Consider the following 16,656-nt stretch of genomic DNA (forward strand, 5'->3'; position numbering starts at 1 on the left):
GCCGCCCGCACCCGCCGCGCCCCGGCACAGGGGCCGGCTGTCCCGGCGGCGGTCAGCCGCACGTGCCCGCCGAAGCGAGCCCAACCTGCTGCGGTACATCCCCGGTACGAGCCCGGTACACCGGTTGTGGGCGGGCACAAAAATAATCATGATGGCCGCGCTCGGGCTGCTCGTCGCGTTGCGGCCGTCGTGGCCCGTGATCGGTCTGGTCGCGGGATTCGTCGGGTTGTGCATGCTGGTCGCCCGGATCCCACCGGGCGCGGCGCCAAGGCTTCCCCGCTGGTCCTGGTACGGCCTGCTGATCGGCGCCGCGCTCACCATGCAGTCGCGCGAGGCACCGTTCGTGGCCGTCGCGGGAATGCGGGTGTCGCTCGGCGGAGTACTGGAATGGCTCCGGCTGACGTCGGTCTCCATGACCATGTTCGCCACCGCCGCGCTGCTCGGCTGGACGACGCCGCTGTCGGATGTCGCACCCGCGCTGGACCGGCTGATGACGCCATTGCGCAGACTGCGGCTACCGGTCGATGAATGGGTGGCAACGGTGGCGCTGGCCATCCGTTGTCTACCGCTGCTGGTTGAGGAAATCCGTACGCTGCTCGCGGTTCGCCGGCTACGCACGGCCAGCCGGCCGGCCCGGCCACGCCGGCCGGCGGCATTGGCGCGCCAGCTGCGCTACACGACCGAGCTGCTGTGCACCGCGATCGTCACCTGCCTGCGACGGGCCGCGGAAATGACCGAAGCGATCACCGCCCGGGGCGGGTTCGGTGCGGTTTCGCACCAGCCGGCGAGGCCCCGGCGCGCGGACGCCGCCGCGCTCGCGGCCATGGCGGGGCTCTTCGCCGCGGTGATACTGATCTGACCGGCCATCGCCCGGTCTGAGCCGTATCACCGAGCTGGCCACGGCCCAGGCAAAACGATCATATTGCCGCCGGTTCCCGCAGCCGGCGGCCCAGTTCAGGACGTCGGCGCGAGCGGGCGCCGCCAACGCTGTACCAGCGCGGAAACGAGCGCGACGGCGATCGCTCCCAGCACGTCCACGACAACACTGAGGATGACCTCGGACATCGTTGTTCTCCCTCCGCGCGGCCCTGGGACCGCGTGCGGCCCTGGGACGACGACACCCACGCCCAGAGGATTCGCTACGACGGTGAACAGCAGCCGAGCGGCCCGCGCCCGGCATCCGACATATCCCGAACAACTTCCGGCGGCAACCACGGAGAGCGCCCGAGGATAGGGCGTTCGATCAGTGAGCGGCTCATCCGCGCCCGGTCCGGCAAGGCGGAGGAGGAAGGCGCCCTGGTGCTGGGCGCCGACGGACGACAACGCGGCCGGGCGGGACGCGGATGAGCCGCGAGCCGGATAGTCCTGTCCTCGGGCGCTCCTAAGAGCGCCCGGCAACACAGGACGCGGCACCGCGCCCCTATTGCCGGTCGCTCTAAGGCACGCACCGTGCGTCAACGCACTCATCCAGCGCCGTGTGCTGCACGGGTACCCGCTGGCAAGCTAGCCGAGAAAACCGTTGAGGCTGACCTCGCGCGTTTCGGGATCCGCATAGGGGACCTCGGCAAGCAGATCCGTCAATGGCCGGGGACGACCGGTGAGAAACCCCTGCGCGTAGTCCACTCCAAGATCACGCAGTGCCAGTGCCAGGGATTCACGGTCGACGTTCTCGGCGATGGTGTACATACCGAGACAGCGCGCGACCCGTACCACCGCGTCCACCAAGACGGTGTCCGCTGGCGACGTATCCACCTGGCGGAGAAAATCGCCGTCGATCTTCACATTGGTGAAGGGGAGGTTGCGCAGGTAGACGAACGAGCCCACGCCTGCGCCGAAGTCGTCCAGGGTGAACCGGCAGCCCGCGTCGGTGAGGGTCTCGGCAAGCTGGCGTGCCGCGTCCAGGCTGACCACCGCGACGCTTTCGGCGATTTCAAGACCAAGCTGGGATGGATCGACCCGGGCCGCACGCAGTGTCCCAAGGACGAACTGGCCGAACTCAGGGTCCGCGACCGACCGGCCGGAGATGTTCACATGCAGGCGAAGCCGTTCCCGGCGAGCGGTGGCGGAAGCGAGCGCCGCCACCGCCTGCCGCAGCACCCAGCGGTCCAGAGCCAGCGTGAGGTCGCTGTGGGCGAGCGCGCTCATGAACTCGGCGGGGGCCAGCTCTGGCTGCCGGCCGTCGCGCAGCCGTAGCAGCAGTTCGTATCCCTGCACTTCGCGGGATGTCAGGTCGACGATGGGCTGCGCGTCCAACGCCATCAGCCCCCCGTCGAGCGCGTCGCGTACCCGCCGCGCCAGCGAGATCCGCCGGTCGACATGCTCATAGTGCTCCGCTGTGAACAGCCGCGCGCGGCCACGGCCGGCATCCTTGGCCTCACGCAGGGCGAGGCCGGCACGAGCCAACGCGGTGTCGCTGTCGGTCGCGGACGACAGCGGCAGGACGCCGATACTGATCGTGACACGGATCGTGACATCATCGATGATGATGGCGTGCCGCGCGACCTTCGCGCACAGAGTATCGGCGACACCGAGTCCGTCCGGGCCGTTGGCGGACTCGAGAATCACCACGAACTCGTCGCCGCCGAGCCGCCCGAGAACCGATGTGGGCAGCGTCTCCGCCACGGTCTGGGCCAGGGCTCGCAGCACCGCGTCGCCGACGGCATGGCCACGCGTGTCATTGATGTCCCTGAAGTTGTCAATATTGATCAAGAGCAACGTCCCGGCCGGGGCACTCCCGTTCGGCGAGGCGTCGATCCGCTCGCTGCCCGCGCTGCCCGCGCTGCCCGCGATCCGCTCGGCCAGCAGCCCGGTCACCGCCTGCCGGTTACGCAACCCGGTGAGCGGGTCATGCGTGGTGAGCTGGGCGAGCTCGCGGCGCGCCCGGATCAGCTCGGTGACGTCATGCGCCGTGCCCATGATCCGGATTGGCGTGCCCGCGTGATCGGTGAGGACGTCGCCGTGGCACTCGAGCACGCACTCGGTGGCCCGGTCGGCGAAGTACATACGGTGGGTGAATTCGAACGGGCTGACCTCGGCGATCGCCTGCTCCAGAACTCCTTCCACCCTCGTCACGTCGTCCGGATGTATCAGCGACCGGTAGGTGTCGTAGTCGAGATAGGTGTCCGTGGGGTAGCCGAACATGGCGAGAAGCTCGTCAGACCATGCCACCTCGTTGGTGACCAGGTCCCACTCCCAGATACCCGTCCGGGCGATCGTCTCGACATGGCGGAGCCAGCGTTCGCGCAGCCCCGCGACCTCCTCTTCATGGTGACGCGCGGTGTTGTCGACAATCTCGTAGAGAAGGTAGCCCTCGGCGCCGAACTGGCCGCCCCAGGTGGGATCACCGTCAGCAAACGCACGGCAACGGATCTCCAGCCAACGGCTGCTACCGTCCGGCGCCTGCCAGCTAGCCGCGCGGGGCTCGTCGTCCGGGACGACCCGCGCCAATGGCAGCCCGGCCTCGGCCACGGCAAGGCGAGCCGCAACCAGGTCGACCGGGTCGACGGAACCAGGACCAGCGCGTCTGAACGCGCCGAGACCGGCCGGGCCCGGCGCCGCTGTCTCCTCCGGCACCGTTGCGGCGCCCGTCACGAGGGCGAACAGAGCCCGATTAGCCCAGACCACACGGCTGTCGGACGTCACCACCAGCAGCCCGGTGGACACCACGTCAGCCACCAAGCCGACCACGCTCGCGACCAACGCACCTCCTCGCGCATGTCAGCCCCGTGCAGATCCCGGCCGTCACGCTACTTCCAGATCGCGTGCCGAGTGTAGTGGCAATCGGGTGAGCACAGAACGTTAGAGCCTGTCGCGCGTCGTGGTTTCGGTCAGGGAGCCGCGTCCAGGCGGCCCCTGGCAAGGCTGCGGGGCACATCGATAGCGGACGCGTTGTATCGGTTCGTCCGAGAACACGGCCGGGAGCCGCCTGGCGGCGGGAGCCGGACAGATGACTGTCGCAACACGCCCCAGTGCGTCCGCCGCGCGGCGCGGCGGGAGTATGCGGGTATGCCCACGGTCACGCGGATCGTTGTCGCGCCCAACGCCTTCAAAGGCACGCTGACCGCGAACGAGGCGGCCCACGCCATCGCTGACGGCGTCGGCGACGCCTGCCGGCACGCGGACATCCTCATGCGCCCGGTGGCCGATGGCGGCGACGGGACCGTGGCCGCGGCGCTCACCGCGGGCTTCACCCGCCATGAGGCCACCGTGTCCGGGCCGCTCGGGACCGCGGTGCGCGCGGCGTTCGCCGTTCGCCATGACGCCGCGGTGCTGGAGATGGCCGAAGCCTCCGGCCTGCGGCTCGTGCCGCCGGGACGGCACGAGCCACTGACAGCGTCCACTACCGGTACCGGTGAGCTGGTGCGCGCGGCCCTGGACGCCGGCGCCCGGCGGTTGCTGCTCGGGGCGGGCGGGAGCGCGACGACCGACGGCGGCACCGGGATGCTGTCCGCGCTCGGCATCAGGTTCCTGGACCGGACCGGGCGCATCCTGCCGCCCGGCGGCGCGGCCCTGCGCCATCTTTACATGATCGATACCGGCGGCCTGGATCCACGGATCACCCAAGCCGAGATCACTGTCGCGGCTGACGTTGACAACCCGCTGCTCGGGCCGCACGGAGCGGCGGCGGTCTTCGGCCCGCAGAAGGGCGCGGGGCCGGCGGACGTGGCCGTTCTCGAGGACGGGCTGCGCACGCTCGTCGACCGGCTTGGCGCACGGCCTCGGGGTGTCCTGGGCCTGTCGGCGAGAGCTGCCATGGTCGCCGCGAGCGCGAGCGCGAGCGCGGGCGCGGGCGCGGGCGGCGGTCTCGGCTTCGGCGCGATGGCTTTTCTGGGCGCGCGGGTACAGGCCGGTGCCGAACTGCTGCTCGATCTCGCCGGCTTCGACGCGGCCCTGGACGGCGCCGATCTCGTGATCACCGGCGAAGGCGCGTTGGATGCTTCGACCATGCGGGGCAAAGCTCCGGCGGCCGTCGCGAGACATGCCCAGGCAGCCGGGGTCCCAGTGATCGCGGTCTGCGGGCAGGTGAACGTCAGTCCGAGTGCCTGGCGGGAGGCCGGCTTCACAGGGGTCTTCAGCGCCCAGCCGGTGCCCGCTGGCGCGGCCGCCCGCGGGATGACGGGAGCGCCCGCGTTGATCAGCCGGGCCGAGGCGGCCAGGGCACTACGACGCGCCAGCGCCGAAGCTGTCCGCCTTGTGCTCCCCTGACGCCTGTGCTTGGGACGTGTGCCCAGCTCGCCGCGCCCAGGCCACGCCAGGCCCCGGCGCGGGGCCCGCCACTGGTCACTCGTGGATCTGCTGTGCGAGGTAATGCGCCTCACCGAGCTGGGCAAGCAGTTCGATCTGGGCGTCCAGCCAGTCGATGTGGTCCTCCTCGGAGACGAGGATGTCCTCCAGGATGACGGCTGAGCCCACATCGTCGCGGGCGCGGGTCAGGACGATTCCAGCACGCAGGAGGCCGCATGCCTCGATCTCGTGGGTCCGGTCGGAGTTCAGCTGCTCGGCAACGGTCTCACCGACACGCAGCGTGTTGAGTCGCTGAAGGTTCGGGACACCGCCGAGGTAGAGCACCCGATGCACCAGTTTGTCCGCATGGCGCATCTCGTCGATCGACTCGTCGTAGGTGTGCTTGCCGAGCCGGTGATATCCCCAGTTGACCTGCATCCGCGAGTGCAGGAAGTACTGGTTGACAGCTGTCAGTTCATTGGTGAGCACACGGTTGAGTAGTTCGACAATTTCCGGGTCGCCCCTCACCTGGAACCTCCACTGTCTCAGCCCGACTGGACGACCGGACGGGCCCGACGGTGGTCGGTCAGCAGCTCCTCGATCTCGTCAAGGCAACCACCGCACCCGGTACCGGCCGCACAGACCGCACCCACCTCGCACGTGTCACGCGCGCCCGATTCGATCACGCCGCGCAACGTCTGGTCGTTGACAGCAAAGCATGAGCAGACCAGCACCGCACCTCACCACACCTGTTCTGGAGCCGTTCGCCGCGTCATCCGGAAAGCGGTCGTGCGCAACCGGGATGATGATCACGAATGCTCATTACTCGGCCAGAGCTTCCCAGGTCGACCACAGCTTTTTGGTCAGAGCGCCCGGCAGCAGGGGACGCGGTGTCGTGGGGCTGGGGCACGCAGCCCAGCCCCGCTCCTTGATCCACACCTCTATTGCCGGGCGTTCTTAGCTAAGCCTTCCCTAATATTTCTCAACGAAAGCTTGCCATACAAAAAGATCAAAAACAACGGTTACCAACCGACAGGCATTCTTTGCTCAGGGCAACTCCATAGCCGGGCAACTCCACGGCCTACCGCACAAGCACGGCCTACGGCGCAAGCGGAGAGATCTCCACCCTGCGGTTGGCGGCACGGCCGGCGTCCGTGTCGTTGGTCGCCGCCGGATAATCGGCGGCGAACCCAGCTGCCCGCAACCGCCCTTCCGGGACTCCGTGACTCGCCAGGTAGGCGGCCGCGGCGCGGGCGCGCGCCAGCGACAGGGCCGCGTTGGTCACCTGGGAGCCTCGCGCGTCGGTATGACCAGCAATCAGAACTCCCAGCGCACCGTCACGCAGCGCCGCCGCGATCTGGTCGAGACGAACACGATCGATCTCGGTGAGCTCCGAACTGTCCGTCGCGAAGGTGACCCGGCCCCCGGCCACGGCAGCGGCGAGGCGGTCGACCGCACCGTCACCCGGCCGGACGGGATCAGGAGCCACCGGTCGCACGGCCAGCCGATTGTCGAGGGAGATCGCGGGCCGCGCGGTACGCACCGCGGCAAGCACCGCGGCACCCAGGCGCGCGCGCTCGTCCACGTCCGCCACGGCCCCCTCGACGACAGCGGTGGAACCGATGATCGTCACCTGATGTTCGCCAATCACCGCTGTCAGCGAACGGACCAGATCCGCCAGCATCGTCACCGGTGGCGCGGCCACGTCGGGATCAACCGTGACTCGTCCGGTCAACGTGCCGGAACTCGCCGCGGCCGCCGCGCCCAGAAGCCGCTCCCGAGCATCCTGGCCCGGCACGGTCGCCGTGACGGTGAGCGATCCTCCGTTGACATCGATCACCAATGGCTTCGCGGCGGCGGCCGGCACCGGCACAATCTGAACATCATCGGCCAGGGCCGCTGATCGCGCGCCGGACATACGCGCGACAGCCTGGCGGGCCGTTTCAGCGGCGGACACGCTGGGGAACGTCCCATGCACGGTCGCGTCCTGACCGCGGAAAGTCACCTCAGCCCCGGCCTGACCGCTGGAGCGGACCACCGAAGCCGCCCGCCTGGACAGCCCGTTCTCGATCGGCCCGCGCCGCAGGCCGAATGCCAGCAGCCCAATCAGCAACCAGGCGACGACAAGGGAGAACAAAAACACAACGGGATGAGGCCGCCGTAGCGCGGCCAGTTGGACCAAGGACATCGAAATGGTCTCCGCGCGGAATCTGCTGGAACGCCTTCAGGACGCGCCGCCACGATGCCTTCGGGCGGCCCAACGGACCAGAAAAGTACGGCGAACAACCCCGCCGTGGGTCAACTGTCGCACATCGGGACGCCCACCACATACACCGGGTAGGTCCACGCAACGGCCGTTGCGCAAACGGCGATGGCGCAGGCCGCGGCCGTCGCGGAGGCGGTGCGGGAGCCGGGCGGGGGCGTGTTTCAGCGCCCTTCCCGGCCGTATGACCGGCACTGCGCCGTCGGCTGTCCCAGCCCCGCGCTGACGGCTCCGGCGGGCTCAGGCTCGGGCTCGGATGCGGATCCGGGCCGCGCGGGCTCGCTCGGCGAGCCGACCAGGTCCGCGCGGCCGTCGTGGCGGCCTTGCTGGCGAGCCAGTCGCGTGACGACCACCGCCAGCAGGGCCCCGAGGCCGAGCACCAGCCACCCGGCGACGGCATCGAGCACGTAGTGGTTGGCAGTGGCTATCACCACGAACGCCGTCGTGCCCGGATAGACCACGCCGAGCGCCCTGACCCAGCGGCGGTGGGTGAGGCTGGCCACATACCAGCCGCACCACAACGCCCAGGCACAGTGCAGGGACGGCATGGCGGCGAACTGGTTGGCAAGACCGGCCAGCCCCCGCGGCGCGGCGCTGGAACCGCCGCCCCACCAGCCCCAGCTGTGGAACGACGCCATGGTGTCGACGAAGCCGGCACCGGGTAGCAGGCGCGGCGGGGCCGTCGGTAGCACAATGAACCCGACCAGACTGATCACGGTCGCGCACAGGATCGTCCAGCGGGCCCGTAGGTAGTGCCCGGGACGCCTGCGGTAGAGCCACACGAGAGTGGCGGGCGTGACGATGAAGTGCAAGGTCGCGTAGTAGTAACAGCTCGCCACAGCGAGCACGGGGATGCTCTGGAGCCAGTGGTTCAGCCCGAGCTCGACGTCGAGGTGGAGATCCGTCTGGATGCGCAGGAGGTCCCGGCCGACCGCGAGCGCGTCGCTGACGGAACCGTCCGCCACCGCGCGGGTCGCCGTGTAGGTGTAGTAGAAACCGATGATCATAACGGCTTCGATCCACACCACCGGCAGCCCGTCCGACCTGCGGCGTATGCGGATCACCCGCGACCTCCCCGGCTTCGACCTGGCCCATCCGGTGGACCGGTTCCTGACCTTCCCCTGCCTACCCAGGCACCCCATCTTTCGCTCAACGTGTTCAGTCAAGTACCTTTGCGTAATCAACCGCAGCACCGACAACGGCTCGTTCCCGGGGGTAGCGATGACGCACCCGATAGCTGGCATACCGCCCGGCGCGGTGCATCCGACGCCCGCCGACGGCAAGGAGGTGACGCCCACCTCGATGATGCCCACGACGGCGTCCGCGGTAGCCCAACCGATGGCCGTGACGATATCCGCCGATATTCAATCATCACCCCTTCCCCCTTCCGCAACGGGTTTCATGCCGGCGGCCAACGGCCCGCGCCGGCCGCCGCACGCACCGGCCATCCCCCGGCGACGCGGGGAGGTCCTGGAAGACGCGATCCACACCGCCGTGGTCGAACTGCTCGCCGAACACGGGTACGGCGCGCTGACAATGGATCTCGTGGCAGCCAGCGCCCGCGCCGGCAAGGCCACCCTCTACCGCAGGTGGTCGTGCAAGCTCGACCTGGTGATCGACACAGTACGACGCCTCGGCCACAGCCCTGTCACCGATCCGGACACCGGAAGTTTTCGTGACGACCAGCTCCTGCTGCTCCATGAATTCGCCGACGTGCTCCGCGGCCGCCAGGGCGCGGTGACCGCGACCCTTGTCGGTGAGCTCACCCGGCACGCCGATCTCGCCGCCGCCCTGCGCGCCGTTCTCCTGCACCAGCGGCGGGCGGTCCAGATGACCATTGCGGAGCGGGCCATCAAGCGCGGTGACGTCCGCCATGGCACCCCATGGCCGCTGGTCAACGAGATCGGGCCAGCCCTGCTGTTCGCCCGCTGCCTCATCTCGGGTGAGCCCCTGGACCACGGATACATAGTCGATGTTGTGGATGGCATAGTCATGCCCCTCGTCACGGCAGTTCATGGTACATCGGATAAGTAATGTATCGAACCTACGTTCGAATCACAACGGCTGACCGGCCGGCGCGCCCGCACCGCTGTACTCTGCCCACATCCGCGCGTACCTGCCCTGGGCACCTATCAGCTGGGCGTGCGAGCCCTGTTCGACGATCCGTCCGGCAGCCATCACCACGACCCGGTCCGCGCGGGCGGCGGTGGTCAGCCGATGCGCCACCACGAGGGTCGTCCGCCGCCGCGCGACGCGGTCGGTCGCCTCGGTGACCGCGGCCTCGGTGGCCAGGTCCAGCGAGGCGGTCGCCTCGTCGAGCAGCAGGATGTCGGGGTCCGCGAGCTCCGCCCGGGCGAGCGCGAGCAGCTGGCGCTGCCCAGCGGACAGGCCCCGGCCGTTCTCGCCGATCCGGTGCAGATAGCCCCCGGGCAAGCGCATGATCATCTCATGTGCGCCAACCGCCCGCGCCGCTGCCCTCACCTCGGCGTCCGCCGCATCCGGCCGGGCGTAGGCGATCGTGTCCCGGACCGTCCCGGCGAACAGGAACGGCTCCTGCGGGACGACTCCCAGCCGGTGGCGGTAACCAGCCAGGTCGAGCCGGGTCACGTCGGTGCCGTCGATGCGCACCACGCCGCCGGTGGCGTCGTAGAAACGCGCGGCCAGCTTGACGACGGTCGACTTGCCGGCTCCGGTCTCACCCACCAGCGCGACGGTCTCCCCGGCGGCCACCCGGAGGTTCACCCCGTCCAGCGCGGGACGCTCGGCGCCCGCGTACCGGAAGCACACACCGACAAACTCGATCTCGCCGGAAAGCCGGCCCACCGGCACCGGGGCAGGCCGGGCCGGGGTGGAGGTAGGTGTGCGCAGCAGATCCGACAGCCGGCGCAGACCCACCTTGGCCTGCTGGTAACCGTCAAACACCTGGGAGAGCTGCTGGATGGGTGAGAAGAACAGGCCGAGGTAGAGCAGATAGGCGATGAGCCCGCCGGTCGTCAGCGATCCGGACGCGACAAGCCCCGCGCCGGCACCGAGAACGAGCGCGGCGGCCAGCTCCGAGCAGAACTCCATGAACGGGAAGTACAGTGCGATGAGGCGTTGCGCACGCAGCCTCGACACCCGGTAACGCTCAGCGAGCGCCCGGAAGTCCGCGATGTTGCGCCCCTCGCGGCGGAAGGCCTGCACCACCCGGATGCCGGCGAGGTTCTCCTGCAGCGCCGCGTTGACCGCGGCGACGCGCTCCCGTGACTCGACGTAGGCCGCCGACGCCTTCGCACGGAAAACCACCGTGGCAAAGACACCGACCGGCACCATCGGCAGCACGACCAGGGCCAGCCGGGCGTTGAGGACCACCAACGCCACCCCCACACCGACGAACGACAGCATGCCGACCACCGCGGTCGTCAGGCCGGTCTGCAGGAATGTCGACAGCGCGTCGACGTCCGTGGTCATCCGGGTCATGATCCGGCCCGAGAGCTCACGTTCGTAGTAGTCCAGGCCGAGCCGTTGCAGCTGGGCAAACGTCTTGACCCGTAGGGTGAACAGCAGGCGCTCACCCAGCCGTCCGGCCACCCGGCCCTGGCTGACCTGCACCGCCCAGGCTGTGAGAACCACGGCGAGCGCCACCGCGGACGTCATGACCAGCGCCGCTCCCGCGGTCCGCGACACACCCGCGTCCACTCCGTGCCGCACCAGCGCGGGCAGCGCGAGACCCGTGCCCGCGTCCAGGACCACGAGCAGCAGGCCCAGGGCGAGCAGCGCGCGCACCCCGCCCAGCAGACGGCGTAAGGAGAAAGCCGGGTCGCCGGCGGCGGCGTCAGCCATCCGCACCCCCACCGCCTCGGTGGCCGGCGGGAGCGCCTCGACCCGCGCGAGCAGTTCGGGAGTCGCGGGCATATCCCCGGCCACGCCGCCGAGAACGCGCTGCCCGCCGCCACCGGACGCCTCAGCCGGCCGCGGCCTGAGCGGCCCGAGCGGGACGGGCCGCGGGCCGCCGACGCCGGTGGCGGGTGCCTGCCTGGGCCGGGGAGTGGTCACCGCCGGCTCGCGGACCCGGCCGTCCAGCAAGAGGGTATAGAGCTCACAACGAGCGGAGAGCTCCTCATCGGTGCCGATGTCGACCAGGCGGCCGGCGTCGAGTACCGCGATGCGGTCAGCCAGCTGCAGCGTCGATCGGCGATGGGCGATCAACAGCGTGGTCCGGCCGCGCGTGTTCGCTCGCAACGCCGCGTGGATCTCGGCCTCGACCCGGACGTCGACCGCGGACGTCGCGTCGTCCAGGACCAGGATGGGCGAGTCGGTCAGCAGGGCGCGAGCCAGCGCGATCCGCTGCCGCTGCCCGCCCGAGAGGGTGAGCCCCTGCTCACCGACGACCGTGTCGTAACCGGCTGGCAGGGCGCGGATGAAGCCGTCCGCGTGGGCCGCGCGGGCCGCGGCCACGACCGAGGCCTCATCCGCGTCCGGGCGCCCGTAGCTGATGTTGGCACGAACCGAGTCGGAGAACAGAAAACTGTCTTCAAACACCATCGCGATCTGCGCCCGCAGTGATGGCAGAGCCAGTTCCCGGATGTCGTGGCCGTCCAGGCGCAGCGCGCCGGTGTCCGTGTCGTAATAGCGGGACAGCAACGCCGCCACCGTCGACTTGCCCGACCCGGAGGCGCCGACCAGCGCGAGGGTCTGGCCCGGTTCGATCCGCAGGCTCACCCCGTCAAGAACCGGGCGGTCCCGGCTGTAGCCGAATGTGACGTTGGCAAGCTCGACGCAGCCCCTGGCCCGGGTGAGGTCGCGGGCGCCGGGCCGTTCGGTGACGACCGGCTGGCTGTCCATGACTTCGAACACCCGGATCGCGCTGGCTCTGGCCTGCTGTCCGATGGTCAACAGACCCGCCAGCATCCGGGTCGGCGCAACCAGCTCGCCGAGGTAGGCGGTGAAGGCCAGAAAGGTGCCGAGGCTGATGCTGCCGCGCAGTGCCAGCCATCCGCCCAGCGCCAGCATGCCCACCTGCCCGAGCGCCGGCACCGCCGCCAGCGCGCTGGTGTACAGACTGGTGAAGCGGACCGCACGCATCCGCAGCGAGAACAGGGCGCGGGCGGCCGTGGCGAGCTTGGCCAGCTCCCGCTCCTCCTGCCCGAAGCCCTTGACCACCCGCACGCCCGCAGTTGCCTCCGCCACCACGGCCGCGACCTCACCGGCCTGCTGCTGGGCCGCCCAGGTCGCGGGGAAGACGGTCCGCCGGGCCCGCAGCCCGATAATGATCACCAGTGGGCCGACGGCGAGCGCGAGCAGCGTCAGCAACGGGGACAACAACATCATGATCACAATGGCGAGCACGAACAGCAGCAGGTTCCCGCTCATCAGCGGCAGGAACGCCAGCAGGCCCTGGACGACCGTGACATCGGAATTGGCCCGGCTGACGACCTGGCCGGTCCGGAGGCCGTCCTGACGGACGCCGTCCAGGCGCGTGAGCGCGGTGAAGAGCGCGTCCCGCAGGTCGTACTGGACGTCGAGGGCCAGCCGGCCGCCGATGTAGCGCCGGACGAACCCGGCGGCGAAACGCAGCACCCCGGCGGCGAGCAGCGCAAGGACATAGGGCGCGAGCGGCTGCCTGTGCGCGACCACAACGTTGTCGATCACCGCGCGTTCGATCAGCGGAGTGACCGCGGCGATCGCGGTGCCGAACACGGCGGCGCCGAACGCCAGGGTCGCGTTGCGGCGGTATCTGAGGACGTGGCCGGCCAACCGGCGCAGCCAGTGCTGCCGGGAGGACGGGGCGCCGGCCCACCAGGACCGCGAAGCGCCACCGGGTTCGGATTGGTTGCTGATCGCGCGGACCTCCTGGGAGATGCGGGCGGGACAACCTTCCCCAACCATCCCAGGAGATCATCGCGTCCCGGCGGCCCGCGCTGTCAGGAACGCGCCGTCGGCGGGGCCGCCGCCGCGGCGCCGCGATCGGTCTGCGCCTGCCCGGCGGTGCTCTGGGTGTCAGCGAGCGGCAGTGCGCTGCCCGCGCTCCAGCGCTCCCAGGAGATCGACCACTCGTTGCCCAGCTGCGTGGTGTCCGGCGGGCGGCCGGTGTTGCGCACGTCGACGATGTCACCCAGCCGACTGAACCGGTAGAACCACTCGGCATCCGCCGGGGCCGCGTTGACACACCCGTGCGAGACGTTGTTCTCCCCCTGGGAGCCGACCGACCACGGCGCCGAATGCACGTACTCACCACCGCTGGTGAACTGCACGTTCCACTGCACGGTCTCGTAGTAGTAGTCCGGGTCCCCCTTGGGGATGCCGACCGTCGCGGAGTCCATAATCACCGTCGGCGCGGTGGCAATGACATTGTGCGGGCCATCCATGGTCGGCGACGACGGCTTGCCCAGACTTACCGGCAGGGTTCGCTGTAGAACGCCGTCCCGATACACCTTCATGGTGTGCGCCGCCGCGTCGACATAGCTGATCTGAGCCGGCCCGATGACGAAATCCATGGTCCGGTCCTTCAGCCCGAACCGGTTACCACCAGCGTCGAAACCGGCGAGGCGCGCCTCGACGTGCACACGGGTACCGGCCTTCCAGTACTGTTGCGGACGCCAGCGCGCCACTGTGCTGGACGCCCAGTTCCAGGCACCGGCAACCGGTGGATTCGCGGTGACCGCAAGGCGCCGCTGCACGGCTGCGCGGTCGGTGACCGGCGCGCTGAAAGTCAGCGTGATCGGGGTGCCGATGCCGACGGTCTGACCGTCGACCGGCCCCCAGGAAACCTTGAGGGACTTCTCCGGATTAACCGTCGTGAAAGTCGCGCCGGTGACCGTTGGACCCGATCCGCCCGGTGCCGCGGACGTCTGCGCGGTCACCTGGTACCGCGTGTCCGCGAACAGCCCGTCGGTCGACGTCCAGGTCCTGGCGTCCGCGGAAAGCTCGCCCCGGAGAACGCCCGCGGCGGTTTCCTGGGACTTGCTGGCGTTCCGGATTGCGGTTACCGACTGTAGCGGAACGCTGCTGCGCACAACCACGGTGCTGGTGACCGCGACTGCCTCAGCGCCGTCCGAGGGAGTGATGACAACCTGTGGTGCCGTCGCGGTCGGCACCGGCTGTGCCGACGGCCCGGCCTTCGGTTTGTCGGCAGCCGGCGGCGAACATGACATGAGGGCGGCCCCGGCGAGCAGCGCCGCGACGACGGTCGACATCAGCGGTCCGTGTGATCCGAACACCCGCGGCACGGGGTAAGCCCGCACCAACGACCGACATATCTTCAGTGACCGCCGCTCATTCACAGCCGGACCGTACCCAGCATTGCCGACAGACGACCTGTTGATCATTAAAATGACCGGTGTCAAACGGACGACCACAACCATTCGTAGAACAATTGAATACAGAGAGTAGCACCCACTGGCAACGATCCACGACCCCTCCCCTGTCCTTCCATCCGACGCTCGAGGACTTCCAGAAGTTGCGCCCGATCGGCACCTGATTTTTTGGCTCATGCCCGTCACGGCGTTCGGCGAATCAACGACGCGGGCTGGTCACCCAAATCGGAGTACCGGTAGCGTCACACAGGGTTAGGACACGCACGTTCCACCGCGAGCGCCCAGCGCCAGCGCATAACACGGCACCACGGCACGGCAGGCAGGCAGGAAGGGCAGGCAGGGCACCACCGCACGGCAGGCACGGCGGCAGATCCAGGTTGACGCACCACGGGAGATCACGGGCGCACCGCCCGGCAATCTCCCTGTTCGCTTTCCGGCGTCCCCACCGCCCCAGGGGTGTTGGGGCGTTCCTCGGCCCGGCTTGGAGGCGCGATGGCAGTCGTTCTCGGCGAGAACCAGTACGGAAAGGCCGAAGTCAGGCTCGTCCATATCGATCGTTCGACCCGGGCGCATCGGCTCAGGGACATCAGCGTCTCGTCAGCGCTACGGGGCGACTTCACCAGCGCGCATCTCGACGGGGACAACAGCCACGTGCTGCCCACCGACACCCAGAAAAACACCGTCTACGCGTTTGCGCGCGACGGTGGCATCGGCGAGATCGAGGAGTTCGGCCTGCGGCTCGCCCGGCATTTCGTCGCATCCAACGTATGGACGACCAGTGCCCGAATGGAGATCGTGGAGCACGGCTGGCAGCGGATCAGCACCACCGGCGGCACATCTGACCACGCCTTCTCGCGGGCCGCCGGTGAATACCGGACGGCCGTGGTCACCGTCGACCGCGACAGGGCCCATGTCATAGCCGGAATTGGCGGCCTGCTCCTGCTCAAGTCGACCGGATCGGAATTTCGCGGCTTCGCCCGGGACAAGTACACGACTCTGGTTGAGACGGACGACCGGGTCCTCGCCACCGAGCTCACCGTCCGGTGGCGGTACGCGGCCACGGACATCGAGTACGGAAGCCTGTTCGCGAGCATCCGGGAGATCCTTCTCCGGACGTTCGCGGACGTACACAGCCGCGCGCTTCAACAGACCTTGTACGCAATGGGCCGGGAGGTGCTCGCCGCGCACGCCGACGTCGCCGAGATTCGCATGTCGATGCCGAACCGGCACCACTTCCTGGTTGATCTCACCCCCCTCGGGCTGGACAACCCCGACATCGTCTACCAACCGGCAGACCGGCCGTACGGGAAGATCGAGGGCAGCGTGCTGCGCGACGACGCGCCCGCGCCGGGACCGGCCTGGCTGACGATCCCGGGCTTCTGCTGATCCATGGGGGGCTGCCGGCGGCGGGAACGTCGCTCTTACCGCGCCGCCGGCAGCCCCGGGCTGCCGCCCCCGGGAACGTCGCCATGAAGTGGTGCCAAGCGGACGATGTCCCCCGCGGTGACCGCCAGCCGGGCAGCCGCGCTCCCCCTGTTCACCGCGATCGTCACAAGGCCCGCGGAATCCACGTAGACAACAGGATCTCCTGGCTGCACCGAGGCAAAGGTGGCCCCGAACAGGGCCGTGGCCACCGTCTGGCCCACAGTGATCTCGATATTCCGGCCCGGGACGACGCCCGCCGGGACGAGCGGGCCCGCGGCCGTGGCCAGTTGGACGTTGCCGAAGGTGTCCACCGTGAGGACCTCGACCTCGACCTCGGTGGCGGCGGACGCGGTGGCGGCGGACGCGGTGGCGGCGGACGCGGTGGCGGCGGACGCGGTGGCGGCGGACGCGGTGGCGGCGGACGCGGTGGCGGCGGACGCGGTGGCGGCG

12 protein-coding genes are annotated in these 16,656 nt (G+C 69.5%); 4 read left to right on the top strand and 8 right to left on the bottom strand.

Annotated features, from left to right (window positions below; translation table 11 throughout):
- Positions 1–859 (top strand): energy-coupling factor transporter transmembrane protein EcfT (locus MJ777_RS18405; RefSeq protein ID WP_239377273.1); only part of this gene is annotated, 859 nt, incomplete at its 5' end.
- Positions 860–1,503: 644 nt separating this feature from the next.
- On the opposite strand, the gene MJ777_RS18410 is transcribed toward MJ777_RS18405, so the two are convergent.
- Positions 1,504–3,699, bottom strand: a complete 2,196-nt coding sequence (locus tag MJ777_RS18410) for a bifunctional diguanylate cyclase/phosphodiesterase (protein WP_239310209.1) — start codon at positions 3,697–3,699, stop codon at positions 1,504–1,506.
- A gap of 306 nt (positions 3,700–4,005) precedes the next feature.
- On the opposite strand from MJ777_RS18410, the gene MJ777_RS18415 reads away from it, so the two are divergent.
- Positions 4,006–5,205: a glycerate kinase gene (locus tag MJ777_RS18415; protein ID WP_239377274.1), complete on the top strand. Its 1,200-nt coding sequence runs from the start codon at positions 4,006–4,008 to the stop codon at positions 5,203–5,205.
- A 75-nt stretch (positions 5,206–5,280) separates the two neighbouring features.
- On the opposite strand, the gene bfr is transcribed toward MJ777_RS18415, so the two are convergent.
- The 4 genes from bfr to MJ777_RS18435 all read right to left on the bottom strand — a co-directional run bounded on the left by bfr (position 5,281) and on the right by MJ777_RS18435 (position 8,550).
- Positions 5,281–5,751, bottom strand: coding sequence for a bacterioferritin (gene bfr / locus MJ777_RS18420; RefSeq protein ID WP_239310211.1), 471 nt, complete (start codon positions 5,749–5,751; stop codon positions 5,281–5,283).
- A gap of 17 nt (positions 5,752–5,768) precedes the next feature.
- Positions 5,769–5,957, bottom strand: a complete 189-nt coding sequence (locus MJ777_RS18425; protein ID WP_239310212.1) for a bacterioferritin-associated ferredoxin — start codon at positions 5,955–5,957, stop codon at positions 5,769–5,771.
- 365 nt (positions 5,958–6,322) lie between these two features.
- Entirely contained in the window at positions 6,323–7,411 is a 1,089-nt protein-coding gene (locus tag MJ777_RS18430; protein WP_239310213.1) for an OmpA family protein, read from the bottom strand.
- 239 nt (positions 7,412–7,650) lie between these two features.
- The gene (locus MJ777_RS18435) at positions 7,651–8,550 is read right to left on the bottom strand and encodes a phosphatase PAP2 family protein (RefSeq protein ID WP_239310214.1); all 900 of its coding nucleotides are present in this window, start codon (positions 8,548–8,550) and stop codon (positions 7,651–7,653) included.
- A gap of 157 nt (positions 8,551–8,707) precedes the next feature.
- Between MJ777_RS18435 and MJ777_RS18440 the strand changes: the two genes are divergently transcribed.
- A complete protein-coding gene (locus tag MJ777_RS18440; RefSeq protein ID WP_239310215.1) occupies positions 8,708–9,520 on the top strand; it encodes a TetR/AcrR family transcriptional regulator in 813 nt (270 codons plus the stop codon).
- A gap of 21 nt (positions 9,521–9,541) precedes the next feature.
- Here the strand turns inward: MJ777_RS18440 and MJ777_RS18445 are convergent, their stop codons facing one another.
- Together MJ777_RS18445 and MJ777_RS18450 are read right to left on the bottom strand one after the other, a co-directional pair.
- Positions 9,542–13,354, bottom strand: a complete 3,813-nt coding sequence (locus MJ777_RS18445) for an ABC transporter ATP-binding protein (RefSeq protein WP_239377275.1) — start codon at positions 13,352–13,354, stop codon at positions 9,542–9,544.
- A 35-nt stretch (positions 13,355–13,389) separates the two neighbouring features.
- Positions 13,390–14,661 carry an Ig-like domain-containing protein gene (locus tag MJ777_RS18450; RefSeq protein WP_239310218.1) on the bottom strand — a complete coding sequence of 424 codons (1,272 nt, stop codon included), beginning with the start codon at positions 14,659–14,661 and terminating at the stop codon, positions 13,390–13,392.
- Between the two features lie 612 nt (positions 14,662–15,273).
- Between MJ777_RS18450 and pucL the strand changes: the two genes are divergently transcribed.
- Positions 15,274–16,167, top strand: a complete 894-nt coding sequence (pucL, locus tag MJ777_RS18455; RefSeq protein WP_239377276.1) for a factor-independent urate hydroxylase — start codon at positions 15,274–15,276, stop codon at positions 16,165–16,167.
- Positions 16,168–16,202: 35 nt separating this feature from the next.
- On the opposite strand, the gene MJ777_RS18460 is transcribed toward pucL, so the two are convergent.
- Positions 16,203–16,656 (bottom strand): SAM hydroxide adenosyltransferase (locus tag MJ777_RS18460; RefSeq protein WP_239377277.1); only part of this gene is annotated, 454 nt, incomplete at its 5' end.

Origin of the sequence: Protofrankia sp. Cj5, assembly GCF_917627405.1 — a bacterium.
Taxonomy (GTDB): domain Bacteria; phylum Actinomycetota; class Actinomycetes; order Frankiales; family Frankiaceae; genus Protofrankia.

Bases quoted from the DNA above. Each gene is read 5' to 3' on its own strand.
- MJ777_RS18415 (WP_239377274.1), top strand. From the start codon at position 4,006: ATGCCCACGGTCACGCGGATCGTTGTCGCGCCCAACGCCTTCAAAGGC.
- MJ777_RS18430 (WP_239310213.1), bottom strand. From the start codon at position 7,411: ATGTCCTTGGTCCAACTGGCCGCGCTACGGCGGCCTCATCCCGTTGTG.
- MJ777_RS18440 (WP_239310215.1), top strand. From the start codon at position 8,708: ATGACGCACCCGATAGCTGGCATACCGCCCGGCGCGGTGCATCCGACG.
- MJ777_RS18445 (WP_239377275.1), bottom strand. From the start codon at position 13,354: ATGGTTGGGGAAGGTTGTCCCGCCCGCATCTCCCAGGAGGTCCGCGCG.
- MJ777_RS18450 (WP_239310218.1), bottom strand. From the start codon at position 14,661: ATGTCGACCGTCGTCGCGGCGCTGCTCGCCGGGGCCGCCCTCATGTCA.
- pucL (WP_239377276.1), top strand. From the start codon at position 15,274: ATGGCAGTCGTTCTCGGCGAGAACCAGTACGGAAAGGCCGAAGTCAGG.